Source organism: Novosphingobium sp., from assembly GCF_027486195.1.
Classification (GTDB): Bacteria; Pseudomonadota; Alphaproteobacteria; order Sphingomonadales; family Sphingomonadaceae; genus Novosphingobium.
Genome location: NZ_JAIXPP010000097.1, coordinates 1 through 17,364, shown reverse-complemented (window position 1 = coordinate 17,364; position 17,364 = coordinate 1). Strand labels below are relative to the sequence as shown.

Annotated in this window: 15 protein-coding genes and 1 pseudogene; 9 read left to right on the top strand and 7 right to left on the bottom strand. The window is 65.8% G+C overall.

Annotated elements, in window-relative coordinates; translation table 11 throughout:
• From Q0071_RS17655 to Q0071_RS17645, 3 genes and pseudogenes are all read right to left on the bottom strand, one after another.
• Positions 1 to 860 (bottom strand): annotated as a pseudogene (locus tag Q0071_RS17655) (glutamate synthase subunit alpha); the annotation flags it as partial.
• 233 nt (positions 861 to 1,093) lie between these two features.
• Entirely contained in the window at positions 1,094 to 2,494 is a 1,401-nt protein-coding gene (locus Q0071_RS17650; RefSeq protein ID WP_298172596.1) for a hypothetical protein, read from the bottom strand.
• 53 nt (positions 2,495 to 2,547) lie between these two features.
• The gene (locus Q0071_RS17645; RefSeq protein ID WP_298172593.1) at positions 2,548 to 3,792 is read right to left on the bottom strand and encodes a TIGR04063 family PEP-CTERM/XrtA system glycosyltransferase; all 1,245 of its coding nucleotides are present in this window, start codon (positions 3,790 to 3,792) and stop codon (positions 2,548 to 2,550) included.
• Positions 3,793 to 3,902: 110 nt separating this feature from the next.
• Here Q0071_RS17645 and Q0071_RS17640 point away from each other — a divergent pair, with 110 nt between their 5' ends.
• The 4 genes from Q0071_RS17640 (at position 3,903) to Q0071_RS17625 (ending at position 7,152) form a co-directional block, all read left to right on the top strand.
• A complete protein-coding gene (locus Q0071_RS17640) occupies positions 3,903 to 4,076 on the top strand; it encodes a hypothetical protein (protein ID WP_298172589.1) in 174 nt (57 codons plus the stop codon).
• Complete coding sequence (locus Q0071_RS17635) at positions 4,069 to 5,475, top strand: putative O-glycosylation ligase, exosortase A system-associated (RefSeq protein ID WP_298172586.1); 1,407 nt, start codon at positions 4,069 to 4,071, stop codon at positions 5,473 to 5,475. Before Q0071_RS17640 ends, Q0071_RS17635 begins: the two co-directional genes overlap by 8 nt.
• Positions 5,472 to 6,566 (top strand): acyltransferase, encoded by a 1,095-nt coding sequence (locus Q0071_RS17630; protein ID WP_298172582.1) that lies wholly within the window; start codon positions 5,472 to 5,474, stop codon positions 6,564 to 6,566. Before Q0071_RS17635 ends, Q0071_RS17630 begins: the two co-directional genes overlap by 4 nt.
• A gap of 136 nt (positions 6,567 to 6,702) precedes the next feature.
• Positions 6,703 to 7,152 (top strand): MaoC family dehydratase, encoded by a 450-nt coding sequence (locus tag Q0071_RS17625; RefSeq protein ID WP_292945690.1) that lies wholly within the window; start codon positions 6,703 to 6,705, stop codon positions 7,150 to 7,152.
• Here Q0071_RS17625 and Q0071_RS17620 read toward each other — a convergent pair.
• Positions 7,133 to 8,089 (bottom strand): glycosyltransferase, encoded by a 957-nt coding sequence (locus tag Q0071_RS17620; RefSeq protein WP_298172580.1) that lies wholly within the window; start codon positions 8,087 to 8,089, stop codon positions 7,133 to 7,135. The two genes, Q0071_RS17625 and Q0071_RS17620, sit on opposite strands and share 20 nt — an antisense overlap.
• A gap of 189 nt (positions 8,090 to 8,278) precedes the next feature.
• Positions 8,279 to 9,526 (bottom strand): polyhydroxyalkanoate depolymerase, encoded by a 1,248-nt coding sequence (gene phaZ / locus Q0071_RS17615; protein ID WP_298172606.1) that lies wholly within the window; start codon positions 9,524 to 9,526, stop codon positions 8,279 to 8,281.
• Between the two features lie 252 nt (positions 9,527 to 9,778).
• Here phaZ and Q0071_RS17610 point away from each other — a divergent pair, with 252 nt between their 5' ends.
• From Q0071_RS17610 to Q0071_RS17600, 3 genes are all read left to right on the top strand, one after another.
• Positions 9,779 to 11,506 (top strand): ABC transporter transmembrane domain-containing protein, encoded by a 1,728-nt coding sequence (locus tag Q0071_RS17610; protein WP_298172602.1) that lies wholly within the window; start codon positions 9,779 to 9,781, stop codon positions 11,504 to 11,506.
• 101 nt (positions 11,507 to 11,607) lie between these two features.
• Positions 11,608 to 13,743 (top strand): M13 family metallopeptidase, encoded by a 2,136-nt coding sequence (locus tag Q0071_RS17605; protein ID WP_298172577.1) that lies wholly within the window; start codon positions 11,608 to 11,610, stop codon positions 13,741 to 13,743.
• 66 nt (positions 13,744 to 13,809) lie between these two features.
• Positions 13,810 to 14,622 (top strand): undecaprenyl-diphosphate phosphatase, encoded by an 813-nt coding sequence (locus Q0071_RS17600; RefSeq protein WP_298172574.1) that lies wholly within the window; start codon positions 13,810 to 13,812, stop codon positions 14,620 to 14,622.
• 57 nt (positions 14,623 to 14,679) lie between these two features.
• Here Q0071_RS17600 and Q0071_RS17595 read toward each other — a convergent pair whose 3' ends face one another.
• Positions 14,680 to 15,075 carry a hypothetical protein gene (locus tag Q0071_RS17595; protein ID WP_298172571.1) on the bottom strand — a complete coding sequence of 132 codons (396 nt, stop codon included), beginning with the start codon at positions 15,073 to 15,075 and terminating at the stop codon, positions 14,680 to 14,682.
• 237 nt (positions 15,076 to 15,312) lie between these two features.
• The gene (phhA, locus tag Q0071_RS17590; protein ID WP_298172568.1) at positions 15,313 to 16,251 is read right to left on the bottom strand and encodes a phenylalanine 4-monooxygenase; all 939 of its coding nucleotides are present in this window, start codon (positions 16,249 to 16,251) and stop codon (positions 15,313 to 15,315) included.
• 108 nt (positions 16,252 to 16,359) lie between these two features.
• Between phhA and ppk2 the strand changes: the two genes are divergently transcribed.
• Both ppk2 and rpmG read left to right on the top strand, forming a co-directional pair.
• On the top strand, positions 16,360 to 17,145 hold the full coding sequence (gene ppk2 / locus Q0071_RS17585; protein ID WP_298172565.1) for a polyphosphate kinase 2: 786 nt from the start codon (positions 16,360 to 16,362) through the stop codon (positions 17,143 to 17,145).
• A 114-nt stretch (positions 17,146 to 17,259) separates the two neighbouring features.
• A partial coding sequence (gene rpmG, locus Q0071_RS17580) for a 50S ribosomal protein L33 (RefSeq protein ID WP_298172599.1) occupies positions 17,260 to 17,364 on the top strand: 105 nt, incomplete at its 3' end.

The window sequence follows — 17,364 nt, the reverse complement described above, 5'->3', positions numbered from 1 at the left end:
TCGAGATCGGGGCCGAGCAGCTCCGATTCCATGGTGCGGCGGCGCGCGTTCATCCAGTTGACGTTGCCGCGCACGGTGTTGATCTCGCCGTTGTGGGCGATGAACCGGTAGGGGTGCGCCAGCTTCCAGCTGGGGAAGGTGTTGGTCGAGAAGCGCTGGTGGACGAGGCCGAGCGCCGAGACGCAAAGCGGATCACGCAGATCATCGTAGAACGAGCCGACCTGATCGGCGAGCAGCAGGCCCTTGTAGACCACGGTGCGCGACGAGAAGCTGGGCATGTAGAGCTGAGTCACGCCCGGCAGCCCATGCTTTTCGGCCATGGCGGCGAGCGGGTTCTGCGTCTGCTTGCGGATGGCGAGCAGCTTGCGCTCGAACGCGTCCTGATCGGGGCAGTTCTCACCGCGCCGGATGATGCACTGGCGCATCACCGGCATCTGTTCGATCACGGTCTTGCCGAGGCCATCGAGCGTGGTGGGCACATCACGCCAGCCGACGAGGTGCTGGCCTTCCTTGGCGATAAAGCGCTCGAACACCTCGATCACGAAGTCGCGCGCAGGCTCGTCCTGGGGCAGGAAGCACATCGCGACGGCATAGTCACCGGGCGCGGGAAGGTCCTTGCCTTCGCCTTCCGCCCAGCGGCGCAGCAGCGCATCGGGGATCTGGATCAGGATACCCGCGCCATCGCCCAGCAGCGGATCGGCCCCGACCGCGCCGCGGTGATCTAGATTGCGCAGGATTTCAAGCGCTTGCTCGATAATTCCGTGGCTTTTGATGCCTTTGATATGCGCGACGAAGCCGACGCCGCATGCGTCGTGTTCGTTGCGCGGATCGTAAAGGCCCTGAACCTGCGGAAAACCCATCACTTAAATCGCCCTGCACTCGGTCAAATGACGTCGGTTGATACGCCCAGCGCGAATCACGCTGTCCTGAGGACAACGAAAGTTGCGCGGAATCCCCCCATGACTGCAGGAATGTTATTTTGCAACTGCGCTGCGCGAATTGCCCGAAGGGTCCGGCGACGATCCGGCCGGAAATACGGATGCATGGCTCAGCCCGGCTTTGACCGGGCGCTGCCATCGGCCTTGCCGTAGCGTCAGCCGCGGGCAGTCATGCGCTGGAGCGTGGCCAGCGCAGAGCGCAGGGCAGCATCGGCATCGGGTTGCGACGCAAGGGCTGCGGCCGCCGCTGTAGGGGCCGGGGCGGCGGGCTCGGCCGGCCGGAGCGGGACGACAGCTTCAACTGGCGCAGCGACTGACACGGGACGCGTGAACTGCCGCGGTGCGGGGGCAGCATCAGCCTCGCCGCTGGTCGAATCGCCGGCAGCAAGCGCACCGAGGCGGCGCAGAATGCCCTCGCGGGCGGAGCCGAAAGCAGGCGCTTCTTCAGCGCCAGCGACACTGGCGATATGCGGGCGTGAGAAGGGACCGGGCACGGATACGGGCTGGACGGGTACTTCCTTGGCGGCGCGCGGTGCAGATTCGACCGCTGAAGCGGCAGCAGCGGCCTCGGCAGCGTCATCGGCCTTGATCACTGCTTCATTGGCAGCTTTCTGCGCGGCGATGGCGAGGGCGAGGCGTTCGATCAACTGGACGAGGCCAAGGCTTTCGAGCGGCGCTCCGGCGACGGGCGACCATTTGCCGTTCGGCACATCGGGCAGTGCAGCGGCGAAGCCGGCGGGGAGCTGCGGGGTCGCGGCAATCAGCGCGGGCGCGGCGGGGATTGCGGCCGTTTCGGGGGCAGGCGCAGGTTCGGCCGGAAGCTTTGCCACTTCGGTCTCGGCGATTTCTGTTTCGGCGATGTCCGGATCGCCGAGATCGAGCGCGGCGAGATCGAGCGGGCGGATGGCGCCGGTGCCGCCGGGGGTGAATTCGGGAAGCCAGGGGCCTGTCTCGCGCACCGGCTCGCTGTCCGGAAAGCTGCGCTTGCGGCGCAGCAGCGGCTCGGCCAGTTCCGGCTCCGGTTCGGCGGCAGCTTCGACGAGCGGATCGGCAAAGGCTTCGGTCAGCACCAGCGGACGGCGGGGCGGCGCATCGGGGTGCGCATCGCGGGCGCGGACCTTGTAGACGTTGTCTGCCTCAGGCTGCGCGACCGGGACAATTGCTTCCTCGCTGCGGGCTTCGGCAGATCCCGCCGGGCGCAGGCGAAGCCCAAGGGCGAGGCCCAGCGCGGCGCCGAACAGGGCGAGCGCGAAGGCGACCAGCAGATGCGCGGTAAAGCCCAGCGGCGGGGCGGCGGCGGGAACGAGCGCGGGCAATCCGGTCTTGAGCACAACCGCCCCCAGCAGACTGCCGGGAATGGCGAGACTGCCGAGGCCCAGCAGCGCCGCGAACCACACGGCTGCAAGGGCGGGGAACAGGCGATGAGCGGTGACTGGCGTGCTGGAACGCTTGCGGGTGCCCGCGCGGCGGGCACGGCGCGGTGCCTCGTCCAGATCCTGCGGATCGGGCTTCACCCAGTTCGTCGTGGCCTGAACTTTCTGGCGGAACGTACTCATGGCGCGTTTCAGATCCCGGTCGAATGGTACCCCCGGAAAAGCGCGTCCCTGGATCAGGCCGCAGCGCCGGAGATTGCTTGCTTTCGGGTTAACAGGGTTTGGTAAACGGAATCATAACGCGCCGCATTGACGGACCAGTCATGCGCGCGTTCGACGAAGGCGCGGGCGACAGTGCGGCGGGCATCCCACATCGCGCGATCACCCAGCAGCGCGGCCATCGCGGCAGCAAGACCGGCGGGATCATCGGGCGGGAACAAGGTGCCGGTCATCCCGTCCTCGATCAGTTCGCGGTGGCCGCCGACAGCGCTCGCGGCCACGAGCTTGCCTTGGGCCATGGCCTCCAGCGGTTTCAGCGGCGTGACGAGATCGGTGAGTCGCATCGCCTTGCGCGGATAGCAGACGACATCGACGAGCGCGTAGTACCGGTCCACTTCGTGGTGCGGCACGCGGCCGATGAAGTGGATCGCGTGCGCAGCCGGCGATGCGGCAGCCTGGGCGCGCAAGGCCGCTTCTGCCGGGCCGCCGCCGACGAGCAGCAGGCGGGCATCGCTCTGGCGCGCGAGGATCATCGGCATCGCGGCAATGAGATCGTCGAGCCCTTCATAGGGATAGAAGCTGCCGAGGAAGCCGATCACCGGCCCCTCCCCCAGCCCGAGGCTGCGGGCAAACGCGGCATCGCGCTCCAGCGGCTGGCCGAACAGCGCAAGGTCCACGCCATTGGGCATGATCGTGATCTTGGAAGCCGGAACGCCGCGCGTGACGAGATCGCTGCGCAGGCCCTCGCAGATCGTGACAACGGCATTCGCGCCGCGCACCACGCGGTCTTCGAGCGCGCGGGTCAGGCGGTAGCGCAGCGAGCCCTCGCTGCCCGTGCCGTTGCCGACCGCCGCGTCTTCCCAGAAGGCGCGTATCTCGTAGACGACGGGGAGGCCGAGCCGGCGACCGGCGCGCACGGCGGCGAGCCCGCCGAGCGCGGGCGAATGGGCGTGGAGAATCTCGGGACGCCATTCGCGGGCGACGCCCTCGATGCGCTGGGCGAGCGCGCCGATTTCCTGCCATTCGCTGAGGCCCGGAAGACGGGACCGCGGACCGGACGGCGTGCCGGGTGTGCGATAGAACTGCAGCGCGTCATGCGTCTCGGGCTCCTCGCCCGTCAGCGCGGCGGTATGGCGCTGGCCGGTCAGTCCGCGCACTTCGTGCCCCAGCCCTTCCTGCGCCTTCAGGATCGCGCGGGTGCGGAAGGTGTAGCCGCTCTGCAGCGGAAGCGAATGATCGAGGATATGCAGGACCCGGGTCATGCAGATTGCCATGGCACGGCAGGACTTAACGCCGCGTCAACCGAGTTTGCCTAAACAGCAGGATCAGACGGTTCGATCAGGGGCCGGATGTTAAGCCTGGGCATGGCCGCATGATCGATATCTTCACCGTGGTCTTGCCGCATGTGCTGATGGCGATTGCCGTCTGGCGCCTGCTGCACCGCGACGATCTCGATCAGGAACCGACCTTGCCCGGTTTCCGGCGCGGGCCGCTGCAGCGCAAGACGAAGGCGCCACTGCGCGGGGACGGCACCCCCGGTGCTTAATCTCTTCCTCACCGCCTTCGTGACCGCGTTTTTCGCTGCCGGGATCCGGCGGCCGTTCCTGTTCGTGCTGGCCTACGCCTATATCGATATCCTCGCGCCGCAGAAGGTCAGCTGGGGCTTCCTCCAATCGATCCCCATCAGCCTGATCGCCTTCATCGGCGCGGTGACCGCTTGGGCGGTGGCGGACGACAAGACCGGGATACGCTTCTCGCCGCGCCAGTTCCTGCTGCTGATGCTGCTGATCTATTGCGGGCTGACCACCCGCAGCGCCGATTTCCCCGAAGAAGCGCTCGAAAAGTGGAGCTGGGTGTGGAAGGCGCTCGTCTTTGCCCTGTTCCTCCCGCTGACCGTGCGCACGCGGCTGCGGATCGAAGCGCTGGTGCTGGTCATGGTGCTCTCGCTCGGCTGCATCGTGATCGGCGGCGGGATCAAGACGATCGCGTCCGGCGGGGGCGGCTATGGCGAGCTCAGGCTGCTGGTGAACGACAACACCGGCATCTACGAAGGCAGCACGCTGTCGATGGTGGCGGTCGCCACGATCCCGCTGATCGTCTGGCTGGCGCGGTTCGGCACGATCTTTCCGCCCGGCAAACTCGTCACACTGTTCGCGCTGGCGCTGGGCTTCGCATGCTGCCTGATCCCGATCGGCACGCAGACCCGCACCGGCCTGATCTGCCTGGTCATACTCATCGGGCTCTCGCTCCGTTCGGTAAAGCGGCCGCTGCTTTACATCGGGGTCATCGCGGGGCTCGCCTGCGTGGCCGTGCCGTTCCTGCCACAAAGCTATCTCGACCGGATGAACACGATCGAGAACCACAAATCGGACCAATCCGCCTCGACGCGCATGGCGGTGTGGATGTGGACGCTGGACTTCGTGAAGACACGCCCGTTCGGCGGCGGCTTCGATGCATTCCGCCAGAACCGGGTCAGCTATGACACGGTCAAGGCGGAGAACGCCGGCGACAACAACACCGCGATCGAGACGCAGCGGATCGAGGAAAAGGCGCGCGCCTATCATTCGGGCTATTTCGAGATGCTGGGCGAACAGGGCTATCCCGGCCTTGCCATGTGGCTGCTGCTGCATGTCTCCGGCCTGTTCCAGCTTGAGCTGATCCAGCGCCGGCTGCGCCGCAAGACCGATGTGGTCAACCAGGCGGACCGCTCGCTGGCGCTGGCGCTACAATCGGGACATTGCATCTACCTGTTCGGCGCCCTGTTCGTGGGTATCGCGTTCCAGCCCTTCATCTTCATGCTGATCGGCCTCCAGATCGCGCTTGCCATGCAGGTGGCGCGCCGTCTGGCACCCCCGTCGCAGTGGCAGCAGCGCAAGAAGAGCGTGGCGGCGGATGGCAGCGAACCCGCGAATGAGCCGCCCCTGCCCGGGAGCCTCGCACGATGACGGCGCAGCCGCTGCGGCTCGAAGCGCTGACCGGCCTGCGCGGGCTCGCGGCGTGGCTGGTCGTGTTCTACCATATTCGCCTGTCGCTTGCCGCCATCCTGCCCGCCCCGGTGATCGCGGTCCTCGCCAAGGGGTACCTAGCGGTCGATCTGTTCTTCATGCTCTCCGGCTTCGTGCTCTGGCTGACATACGGCGCGCGACTGGCCCGGTTCGAGCCGGCAGAGATCGGCGCCTTCTGGTGGCGCCGCATCGCGCGGATCTGGCCGCTGCATGCGGTGGTCCTCTCAGGCTTTGTCATGCTGGCCATCCTGCTGACGATCACCGGGCGCGATCATGCGGGCTATCCCTTCGGCGAACTGCCGCTTCACGTGGTGCTAATCCAGAACTGGGGCTTCACCGGCGCGCTGGCGTGGAACCACCCGGCCTGGTCGATCAGTACGGAAATGGCGGCCTACCTGCTGTTCCCGCTGCTGGCCGTGGTGGGCCGCCGCGCATGGGGGCCGGCGGGGCTGGTGGCCGGGCTCGGCCTGCTGCTGATGGGGCTTTTCGCGCTGTTTGCCGCGCTGGGCCATTCCAGCCTTGGCGATGCGATCACCTCGCTTGGCCTCGCGCGCTGCCTGATCGAGTTCACCGCCGGGACGCTGGCCGCGCGGCTCTGGCTGCACTGGCGCGGCCTGCCTTCAGCGCAGCGCATCGGCCATGCCTGCGGCGGCGCTGCTGCGGCCACTTGCGGTGCCGGGCTGTGGTTTGCCCTGCCCGAGACGGCGTGGGTGCCGCTTGCGCTGCTGCTGGTGCTGCTGGCGATGGCGCTGGCGGATGGCCGCATCGCGCGCCGGCTCGCCAGCGGCCCGGTGCACTGGCTGGGCGAGGTGAGCTATTCGACGTACTTGTGCCACTTCGGCCTGTTCATCGTGTTCAAGCTGGCCTTTGTCGGCGCGGACCTGCAGCTCAATGTCTGGAAGCTCGCTGTGTTTATCGGCCTGCTCGTCGTGGTCTCGGGCCTCTCGCACGCATGGGTTGAGCTGCCCGCGCAGCGCGCGCTCAATGCGCTGCAACCCCGCCTGAACCGCAACACCGCCCTTTCACGCTGAACGCGCCCGGCAAGAGGCCCCTGAAAGAGCCCTCCCCTGCAAGATGCCTGCAACGAGATTGTTGAACGGTCCGCCACTTGCCGCCATGGGAAGGCAACAGACAATTCTCGCAGCGGGAGACGATGCAATGAAGACGATGGCACCGGGCGCAATCAAGGAGCTGGTCGGCGAAGTGGTGGGCACCTCGGCATGGGTCGAAGTGACGCAGGAGCGGATCAACCAGTTCGCCGAGGCGACCGGCGACTTCCAGTTCATCCACATCGACGAGGAGAAGGCCAAGCTGACGCCGTTTGGCGGGACGATCGCGCACGGATTCCTCACCCTCTCGCTGATCCCGCTGCTGACGATGGAAAGCGATTGCCCGCGCCCCGAAGGCGTGAAAATGGGCGTCAACTACGGCGGCAACAAGACGCGGTTCCTTGCTCCCGTCCGCTCTGGCAAGCGCGTGCGCGGCGTGTTCAAGCTGCTGGAGCTCGACGAAAAGCGCCCCGGCCAGTGGCAGCAGACGATGGAAATCACCGTCGAGATCGAGGGTGAGCCCAAGCCCGCGCTGATCTGCGAATGGATTACCCAGTTCTTCGTGTAAGCGCCCGGACGAGGTGATGGACAAAGTGGCGCAGGATCGCCGTGATCCTGCCCCTTGCCAGCCCCGGTGACAGGATCAACCCGCGAACCAGCATGTCGAGCCGCGGATCGAGGCGGCTTGCAAGGCCATGTTCGACGAGCGCCCGCGCGCGCAATGTCCGACTGGGCACCCGCGCCAGTTCGCGGCGCATGACCTGCGAGCCCAGCCGGTGGATGCGCAGCGCGCGGCGATCGGTCAGGCTCGCCTCGTGGCGGCGGTAGAGATAGAGATCCTCGTCGAGCTTCACGAAATAGAAGCGGCGCGCGGCGCGCAGCCAGAAGTCGTAGTCCTCGATGCCAAACAGCGCCTCGTCATAGCCCGAGAGCGCTCTGGTGACTTCGGCGCGGTAGAGGAAGGCAGCGCCGATGCGATTGCCGAGCAGGAGATCGGCGGCGGGCCCCATTTTCTGGAAGCCGATTACCTCGCCGTTCGCGTCGATCACGCTGAAATCGGCATGGGCAATAGCGACGCCGGGATCAGCATCGAGCGCCGCCACCAGCCGGGCCAGCATGTGCGGGCGGGCGATGTTGTCGTCCGACGTCCAGGTATGGAGCATCCCGCGCGCGGCCGCGAAGCCGGTGTTGAGCGCGCCGGGCAGGCCCTTGTTGGGGCGGTTGGTGATGATCCGCACCCGGCCATCCGCCTGCGCATGGCGCCTGAGGATGCTCGGCGTTTCGTCGGTGGAGCCATCATCAACGCAGATCAGTTCGAAATCGCGGAAGGTTTGGCCGAGGATCGAACCGATTGCCGCATCGAGATAGGCGGCGCCGTTGTGCACCGGCAGCACGACGCTGACGCGCGGCAAAGGTGCTGCGCCCTGCGACCGGGCGCTGCCATCGCCGCCGGAATCAGGACCTGGCGGATCGTCGCCATGGATGTGATGAGATACCATTTCCATGGACGAACAGGTGCCAGACAAATGCAGCACCCGCTTTTCCGGACCGTTGCACTTTGTTTCGGACGCGCGAATCCACCCCGGACAGGGGTCTGCTCAGCCCATGCGTGCCGTTTCAGTACAGAACCGGCGCGGTTTCCGGCTACAAGCGGCCGGTGATCCGCCCCGCCGCCCGGGCAGCGGGGCGGCGGATCAGGCCACCACGCTCAGCTTGCGCGCGGCGCTGTTGCTGCGGATCCAGCCTTCGACCACCGGGGCGATCGAGGTGCGCCAGCGCGAGCCGTTGAAGATGCCGTAGTGGCCGACTTCTGGCGCGAGGTGATACTTCTTGAGCTTTTCCGGAAGGTTCGGCGTGACCTTGAGCGCGGCCTTGGTCTGGCCGATGCCCGAGATATCGTCGCGCTCACCCTCGATGCACAGGATCGCGGTATCGCGAATCGCGGCGAGATCGACGCGGATGCCGCGGTGCACCAGTTCGCCCTTGGGCAGCGCGTGGGTCTGGAACACGACGTCGACGGTCTGGAGGTAGAACTCGGCGGTCATGTCGCACACCGCGCGGTACTCGTCATAGAACGCCTTGGCCGCGTCCGCGCTCTCGCCGTCACCCTGGATGAGGTGCTTGAACAGGCCATAGTGGCTCATCATGTGGCTGCCGAGGTTCATCGACATGAAGCTCGCGAGCTGGACGAAGCCCGGATAGACCTGTCGGCCGGCACCGGGATAGTTGGCCGGGACGGTGGTGATCACGTTGTGCTTGAACCACACGTAGGGCTTGGTGATCGCGTGGTCGTTGACGGCGGTCGGGCTCTCGCGCGTGTCGATCGGGCCGCCCATCATGGTGAGCGTGACCGGGCGGCACGGGTTCTCGCGCACCGCCATCACGCCCGTTGCGGCAAGCGCGGGGACCGAGGGCTGGCACACCGCCATCATGTGCGTGCCGGGGCCGATATGCTCGAGATAGCCGATCAGGTAGTCGATGTATTCGTCGAGATCGAAGCGTCCTTCGGCCATCGGCACGTACTTCGCGTCCGCCCAATCGGTGATGTAGACGACGGAGCGTTCGAGCATGCGCTCCACCGTGCCGCGCAGCAGCGTGGCGTAGTGGCCGCTCATCGGCGCGACGATCAGCAGGCGCGGCGCATCGGCGGGGAGGCCTTCGTGCGTGAACTTGCGCAAGTTGCCGAAGGGCTGCTGGATCTCCACCGTCTCGTTCACCGCGTGGGGCGTGCCATCGACGGTGATGACCTTGAGGCCGAACGTGGGCTTGCCCCGCGGCGCGGCGGCGTGGGCGAACACCTCCAGCGCGGAGGCCATCATCTGCGTGCCGCCAAAGGGCGCCCACGGGTTGCGCGGATCGGCCAGCATCTCGGCACCCATCGATGCCATGGCGCTGCCAGCATTGAGCATGGAGCGCTGGATTTCGTAAGCCTTGTAGAGCACTGCGAACACCTTTTTGTTGTTGCGGAGCCGTACGCTGCTCCGATTGCGCCCAGTGTGCCGCACATCTCGGCCTTGTGCAACGCACCATCGACCCAAGCTGGACGCGAATGCCCCGCTGCCCCCTTTCGGCCCCTCGTCGCATGGGCTAGGGCGGGTGCGATGGACGCCAAAACCGAGAACACCGGCCCCGAAGCTCCGGCTGCCGAAGCCGCACCTGCCGCCCGGCCTGCGCGCACCTTGAGCCCGCTGCGCATGCTGCTGCGCGAAGGCGCGTCCTATCCCAGCGAACTGGCTATTGCGCTCACCGCGCTGCTGATCACATCGGGCGCGACCATCGCGATTCCGGCCAGCTTCAAGTCGATCATCGACAAGGCTTTCGGCAAGGGCGCCAATGCCGAGACGATCAACAGCTCGTTCCGCTGGCTGCTGGTGGTGGTGGTGATTCTGGGCCTCGGCACCGCGGTGCGCTTCTACTATGTCTCGTGGCTGGGCGAGCGCGTGGTGGCGGACATCCGGCTCAAGGTGCAGGGCAATCTTCTCCGCATGCCGCCGAGTTTCTTCGAGACGAACAGTCCGAAGGAAATCTCCTCGCGCATGACCTCGGACACCGCGATCATCGAGCAGGTGGTGGGCACCACTGTTTCCATCGCGCTCAGGAATTCGATCACCGCGCTGGGCGGGCTCGCCTATCTCTTCACGCTGGCCCCGGCGCTCACCGCCGGGCTGCTGGTGGGCATTCCGGTCGTCGTCGGACCGATCGTGTTCTTTGGCTCAAGGCTGCGCAAGGCTTCGCGCTCCAGCCAGGACCGCGTGGCGGATATCGGCGTGCAGATCAGCGAAGTGCTCGGCGCGATGAAGGTGGTGCAGGCCTTCGGGCAGGAAAAGCGCGAGGCGGGCCGGTTTGGCGAGGCGGTGGAACGCACCTTCAGCGCAGCCAAGCGGCGCATCATGATCCGCTCGATCATGACCGCGATCGTGATCGTCCTGGTGTTCGGCGGGATCGCCACGCTGATGTGGCAGGGCGCGGCGGCGGTGGCGAGCGGATCGATCAGCGGCGGCACCATCGCCGCGTTCGTACTGACGGGCGGGATCGTGGCGGGCGCGGTCGGGTCACTCACGGAAGTCTATGGCGATCTGCTGCGCGGTGCGGGCGCGGCGGGGCGACTCAACGAACTGCTGCTCGAACAGCCCGAGATCACCGCACCGGCGCGGCCGCTGCATCTTCCGCAGCCGCCGCGCGGGCAGATCGCCTTCCAGAACGTCTCGTTCCGCTATCCCAGCCGCCCGGAAGTGGCCGCTCTGGAGGACTTCTCGCTGGCGGTGGAGCCGGGCGAGACGGTCGCGATCGTCGGGCCTTCGGGCGCGGGCAAGTCCACGCTCTTCCTGCTGGCCGAGCGGTTCTACGATCCGCATGCGGGCACCGTGCGGATCGACGGCGTGCCGCTGCCGCAGGCGGACCCCGCCGAAGTGCGCGCGCGCATGGCGCTGGTGCCGCAGGAAGGCGTGCTGTTTGCCGCCTCCGCGCGGGACAACCTGCGCTATGGCAACTGGGCCGCAAGCGACGCGCAGATCTGGGAAGCGGCTGAGGCCGCCAATGCCGCTGCGTTCCTGAAGGAGCTGCCGCAGGGGCTCGATACGTTCCTGGGCGAAGATGGCGCGCGGCTTTCGGGCGGGCAGCGCCAGCGCATCGCGATTGCGCGCGCACTGCTGCGCGATGCGCCGATCTTGCTGCTCGATGAAGCCACCAGCGCGCTTGACGCCGAGAGCGAGCGGCTGGTGCAGGACGCGCTCGACCGGCTGATGAAGGCGCGTACCACATTGGTGATTGCGCACCGGCTCGCCACCGTGCGCGCGGCAGACCGCATTATCGTGATGGAAAAGGGCCGCATCGTCGAACAGGGCACGCACACCGCGCTTTCGGCGCAGGACGGGCTCTATGCCCGCCTCGCCCGGCTGCAGTTCGACGGCGCCGAGGCCTGATCAGCCGCCAATCGGTATTACTGGTGGGTGCTGGACAAGCGCAGCGCGATGGCTAGTGTCCCGTAACGGTACATTCGCAATCGATTGGAAATCCTCGAGCCATGTTGAAGCACATCAAGGGCGCGCTCTCCGCTGCCTCGCTGTTTGCGCTGGCCATACCCCTCGCCGCCCATGCCGATACGGCAGCAGCCTCCGCCGAAATCGACGGTTACCGCATCCCGACCTTCGGCGGCTGGGGCGTCAATCCTGCCGATATCAACCCCGCCGTGAAGCCGGGTGACGACTTCTTCGCCTATGTGAACGGCAAGTGGGAGCGCAGCGAGGTGATTCCGCCGCAATATCCCTATAGCGGCGTGGCATTGGCACTCGTGCTGGGCGCGGAAAAGTCGGTCAGGCAGATCGTCGAAGACCTTGTCGCAACGCCGCAGGCCCCCGGCAGCGACGGCCAGCGCATTGCCGACAGCTACCGCGCGTTCCTTGATCAGAGCGCCATCAACGCTGCGGGCATGGCGCCCGCGCAGCCCTATATCGACCGGATCAAGGCCGCAAAGACACGCGCCGACCTTGCCGCGCTGTTTGCGGCGCCGGGCTTTCCCTCGCCAGTTGGTTTTTCGGTGCAGATCGATGCCGAAACGCCGGGCGCCAATGCGGTCTACACCGGGGTCGGCGGGCTCGGCATGCCGGACCGCGATTATTACCTTGTCGACAACGAACGCAACCGCGAGCTGCAGGGCAAGTACCGCGATCTGCTGACCTTCATGCTGGGCAAGGCAGGCTATGTCGATCCGGCCGGGACGGCGGCGAAAGTCTATGACTTCGAACGCAAGATCGCGGTGGTGGACTGGGACAAGGCGGTGCAGCGAAACCCGCTGCTGACGACCAACCGCGTCTCGCGCGATGACCTGGTGGCCATGGGCGGCGCGTTCCCGGTCCTGTCGCTGCTCGAAGGTTCGGGGCTGGGCAAGGTCAATGCGGTGTTCGTGGCCGAGATCCTGCCGAGCGCGGACAAGGCGGCAAAGCTGGGCCTGACCAAGGAGGACCTCGGCAAGCTGGGCGGCGGCTTCCCCGCGCTGATCAAGCTGCTGGGCGAGGAAGACATCGGCACGCTGCAGGCCTGGGCTGCGGCGCATTTCCTGATCACCAATGCCGCCGTGCTGCCGAGCGACATCGATGATGCGCGCTTTGCCTTCTACGGCAAGACGCTGCAGGGCCGCGAGCGCGACCGCCAGCGCTGGCAGCGCGCGCTTTCGGCGGTACAGGGCCAGATGGGCGAAGCGATCGGCAAGGCCTATGTCGAGAAGCACTTCCCGCCTTCGAGCAAGGCGGCGATGGTCACGCTCGTCGGCAATCTGCGGGCGGCGCTGGCCTCCAAGCTCAAGACCCTGGCGTGGATGAGCCCGGCGACGCGCAAGGCCGCGCTGGCCAAGCTGGACGCCTTCACGGTGAAGATCGGCTATCCCGACAAGTTCAAGACCTATGCCGGCATGGACATCAAGCCGGGCCAGCCGCTGGCCAATACGATCGAGGCGGGGCGCTGGGCGTGGCAGGACATGCTGGACGAACTGGGCAAGCCCGTCGACAAGACCAAGTGGCTGATGACGCCGCAGACGGTGAACGCCTATTACCAGCCGACCGCGAACGAGATCGTGTTCCCGGCCGCCTTTCTGCAGCCGCCCTACTTCAATCCGAACGCCGATTCGGCGGTGAACTATGGCGCGGTGGGCGCGACCATCGGCCACGAGATCGGCCACGGGTTCGACGACGAGGGTTCGCGCTATGATGGCACCGGCGCACTCAAGGACTGGTGGACCAAGGCGGACCGCAAGACGTTCGACGCGCTGGGGGCCAAGCTTGCCGCGCAGTACGACAAGGTCTGCCCCTATGATGACGGCAAGACCTGCCACAACGGTCGGCTGACGCTGGGCGAGAACATCGGCGACCTTGCCGGCCTTTCAATGGCCTATACCGCCTACAAGCTTTCGCTGGGCGGCAAGCCTGCCCCGCTGATCGACGGAGTGACCGGCGACCAACGGTTCTTCCTCTCCTACGCGCAATCGTGGCGCGAGAAGATACGCGAGCAGTTGGCGCGCCAGCAGCTCAAGACCGATCCGCACTCGCTGGCAGAAGCGCGGGTCAACGCGGTCGTGCGCAATTTCGATCCCTGGTATGCGGCGTTCAAGGTGAAGCCGGGCGAGAAGCTCTACCTCGCGCCCAAGGACCGCGTGCGGATCTGGTGAGATGACAAAAGTTTAAGCCCCACTTGCGCTTGACAGAATGCTGCGCTGCGGCGACCCCTGCGCGCCATGGATACGACCATCACCGCCATTCTGCTCGGCATTGTCGAGGGGCTTACCGAGTTCATCCCCGTCTCCTCGACCGGGCACCTGATCCTTGCGTCGGAGCTGTTCGGCTATGACGCTAAGACCTGGGAAGTGTTCAACGTGGTGATCCAGCTGCCGGCGGTGATGGCAGTGGTGGTGCTCTATTGGCGCACCTTCATGGACGTTGCGGTGGGCGCACTGCGCGGATCGCGCGAATCGATCGCCTTCGTGCGCAACGTGCTGGCAGCCTTCATTCCGGCGGCCATCGTCGGCGTGCTGCTCAAATCACGCATCGATCTGCTGCTGGAAAATCCGGTGGTGGTCTGCATCGCGCTGATCTTGGGCGGCTTTGCCATCGTGGCGGTGGAGCGGCTGGTCTCGCACCAGACTTACCGTCCGGTGGGCCAGATGCCGCTCGCGCAGGCGATCCGCATCGGCATGATGCAGTGCATCGCGGTGATCCCCGGCGTCTCGCGCTCCGGCGCGACGATCATGGGCGCGCTGGTGATGGGCGAGAACCGCAAGACGGCGGCCGAGTTCAGCTTCTTCCTTGCGGTGCCGACGATGCTCGGCGCGACGGTGAAGCAATTGTGGGACCACCGGCACGAGCTTTCAGCAGGCGCGGGGCCGGTGGGCATGAAGGAAATCGCGATCGGCTCGGTCGTCTCGTTCCTCGTCTCGCTCGTCGTGATCAAGTTCTTCATCGGCTATGTCAGCAAGCGCGGCTTCACGCCGTTTGCCGTGTACCGGATCGTGCTGGGCGCCCTCGGCCTCGCCTGGCTGCTATGGGTTTGAGTTTCACGGCGTAGTCTTACATGCGTGGACGGCGAGAATTGGGTGGTTAGCGGTCGTTCAGGTAACAATTCTCAAGCCGTTGATTTCCATCTCGTAGGTCGGCCCTGAACACCAAAACACTAAAGTGTCGCCTTCGCGGTCTGCGTAGGACGTGTCCTGCCGATCAGAGGGGCTGGGATAAAGAATAACGACCATTGATCCCGGTGAGATTGTCTCGGAAGAAGCCCACGGCTCAACGATCAGCATCAATGGTTCCGAACTGTCGTTCTGGAAGGAGAAACTTTTATCGAGGACGTAGTTATCGATGGCGAATCCATTTGGGCTGCGTCGGTAGGAAGGCTGGCATTTGGCAACTTCTATATGCGCCTCCGCCGCTGCCAACGTGCTGAAGAATCCGAGACTCATCTCGGTGCCGTTGATCGCCCGGTGGCGGAGTAGGAAGACGCTCTCCATCCCGATAAATTACGCCTTTAACGAACGGCCGCAACTGGGCGTAAACTGTCGTTCGAACTTGTCCGCTTGGCCCAGCGCTTTCCCAACCAGGCATGTGCCCGAAGCGCATAACTCCCTTCGTCATTGCGAGCGTAGCGAAGCAATCCAGAGCCACGCAAAGCCGCCCTGGATTGCTTCGCTACGCTCGCAATGACGAAAGGGGGGAGTTTGGGCGCAAGCCGGCCCCCACCGCAGGTTCTAGACCGGCAAAGCCCCGCTCCCGCGCCCGCCGCGCAAGTGATACTCAAGCGTGCCGCGATGCAGCACATCGTCGACATCGATCACCGCGCTGCCGGCATAGGTGAATCCTGCGCCCAGCCCGCGATAGAGCCGGTCGAAATCGCGCTCGACGGTCTGGCGGAAGAGATCGGCGAAGCTTTCGATCACGAAGTAGGTCGGCTGGAGATCATCGATCGCGTAGTCCGTGCGCATAACTCGGTCGACGTGGAGCATGATCCGGTTGGGTGACAGCGCCTCGAGCGCGAACACGGCCTCGGTGGGGCCGGAGAGGATGCCCGCGCCATAGGCCCTCAGGCCATCAGCCTCCATGATCAGGCCGAATTCGACCGTGTACCAGTAAAGCGCGCCGAGCGCCTTCAAACGGTTGTAGCGCATCGCCTTCCACCCGGCGCGGCCGTATTCCTGCATGTAATCGGCAAAGACCGGATCGGTGAGCATCGGCACATGGCCGAACACATCGTGGAAGACGTCCGGCTCCTCGATATAGTCGAAGCGTTCGCGCGGGCGGATGAAATTGCCGGCGGGAAAGCGGCGATTGGCGAGGTGCCAGAAGAACACATGATCGGGGATCAGCATCGGCACCGGCACGACACTCCAGCCGGTGAGCGCGCCCAGCTCTGCCGAGAGCCGCGCGAAATCGGGCACGCCGCCGCGCCCGAGATCGAGCCGGTCGAGCCCCTTGAGGAAGGCAGTCGCGGCACGGCCGGGCAGGATCTGCATCTGGCGGGCGAAGAGATCGTCCCACACGCGGTGCTCGTCCGCCGAGTAATCCGTCTGATGCGGTTCGAGCCAATCCTCACCGACATGCGGCGGACGCTGCAGCGGCGCGGTGAAGAGGCCGGCAGGCAGTTCGGGGAGCCGCGTGAAATCGGCTGCGAGTTCGATGAGGTCGGACATGGTTTCAATTGCAACTTTTAGCAGGTCCGCCCACCCCGCGCAATCGGCAGCGATTGCCAAAGCGGCAGGGGTGCGACAGTCTGCCCTTCCAGAGCGAGAGGAACTGCCGTGAGTAAGGACGCATTGGGCCGCAAGGACTACGAAGAAGCGCTCGAGGCGATGCAGGCCGAGCTCACCGCGATGGCGGGCTGGGCGCGGCAATGCGGCGCGCGGATCCTCGTGATCCTCGAAGGGCGCGATACGGCGGGCAAGACCGGCGCGATCAACGCGATCTCGCAGAAGCTCAACCCACGGCAGGTGCGCACTGTCGCCCTGCCATCACCGACCGACCGGGAAAAGACGCAGTGGTACTTCCAGCGCTATGTGCCGCATCTGCCAGCGGGCGGCGAAATCGTGCTGTTCGACCGCAGCTGGTACAACCGGGCGGGGGTCGAGAAGGTCATGGGCTTTGCCACGGAAGCGCAGGTTGCGGCCTTTCTGGACGCGGCGCCAACGTTCGAGCGGATGCTGGTCGATGATGGGCTGCTGCTGTTCAAGTACTGGCTCACCTGCGATCAGGAGGAGCAGGAAGAGCGGCTGGCCGAGCGGCACGACGATCCCACCAAGCGCTGGAAGATCTCGCCCATCGACGTCGCCGCGCGCGGCAAGTACCGGGCCTATACCGAAGCGCGCGAAGCGATGCTGCAGGCGACGCACACCAAGCACGCGCCGTGGACCCTCGTGGATTTCAACGATCAGCGCCGGGGGCGGCTGACGTTGGTGCGCGATCTGCTGGACCGGCTGCCGATCAAGCAGGTGGAGGAGACGGTTCCGGGGTTGCCGCCGCTGGCCGAACCGTGCGCGAAGGAGCATTTCGGGGTGCTCAAACCTCTGAGGCCCTATCCCGACGCTTGACTTTTGCGCGATTCGCTCACAACGACCGGCCCCTGTCTGGCGGCGTGGCAACGCGCCGCCGTATTCGTTTTTATGCGCGCTTTCGTGTTTCTGGCGCAAGTTCAGGATAAAGCCATGGCCAAGCCCACTACCGTCAAGATCCGCCTGGTCTCGACCGCCGACACCGGCTTCTTCTATGTGACGAAGAAGAACCCGCGCAACACCACCGAGAAGATGGTG

What these genes read in the sequence shown, in the direction of transcription:
- phhA (WP_298172568.1), bottom strand. Translation starts at nt 16,251, where the DNA reads ATGTCCGACCTCATCGAACTCGCAGCCGATTTCACGCGGCTCCCCGAA.
- Q0071_RS17610 (WP_298172602.1), top strand. Translation starts at nt 9,779, where the DNA reads ATGCTGCTGCGCGAAGGCGCGTCCTATCCCAGCGAACTGGCTATTGCG.
- Q0071_RS17595 (WP_298172571.1), bottom strand. Translation starts at nt 15,075, where the DNA reads ATGGAGAGCGTCTTCCTACTCCGCCACCGGGCGATCAACGGCACCGAG.
- Q0071_RS17625 (WP_292945690.1), top strand. Translation starts at nt 6,703, where the DNA reads ATGGCACCGGGCGCAATCAAGGAGCTGGTCGGCGAAGTGGTGGGCACC.
- Q0071_RS17605 (WP_298172577.1), top strand. Translation starts at nt 11,608, where the DNA reads ATGTTGAAGCACATCAAGGGCGCGCTCTCCGCTGCCTCGCTGTTTGCG.
- Q0071_RS17620 (WP_298172580.1), bottom strand. Translation starts at nt 8,089, where the DNA reads ATGGAAATGGTATCTCATCACATCCATGGCGACGATCCGCCAGGTCCT.
- Q0071_RS17650 (WP_298172596.1), bottom strand. Translation starts at nt 2,494, where the DNA reads ATGAGTACGTTCCGCCAGAAAGTTCAGGCCACGACGAACTGGGTGAAG.
- Q0071_RS17645 (WP_298172593.1), bottom strand. Translation starts at nt 3,792, where the DNA reads ATGACCCGGGTCCTGCATATCCTCGATCATTCGCTTCCGCTGCAGAGC.
- Q0071_RS17630 (WP_298172582.1), top strand. Translation starts at nt 5,472, where the DNA reads ATGACGGCGCAGCCGCTGCGGCTCGAAGCGCTGACCGGCCTGCGCGGG.
- Q0071_RS17600 (WP_298172574.1), top strand. Translation starts at nt 13,810, where the DNA reads ATGGATACGACCATCACCGCCATTCTGCTCGGCATTGTCGAGGGGCTT.
- Q0071_RS17640 (WP_298172589.1), top strand. Translation starts at nt 3,903, where the DNA reads ATGATCGATATCTTCACCGTGGTCTTGCCGCATGTGCTGATGGCGATT.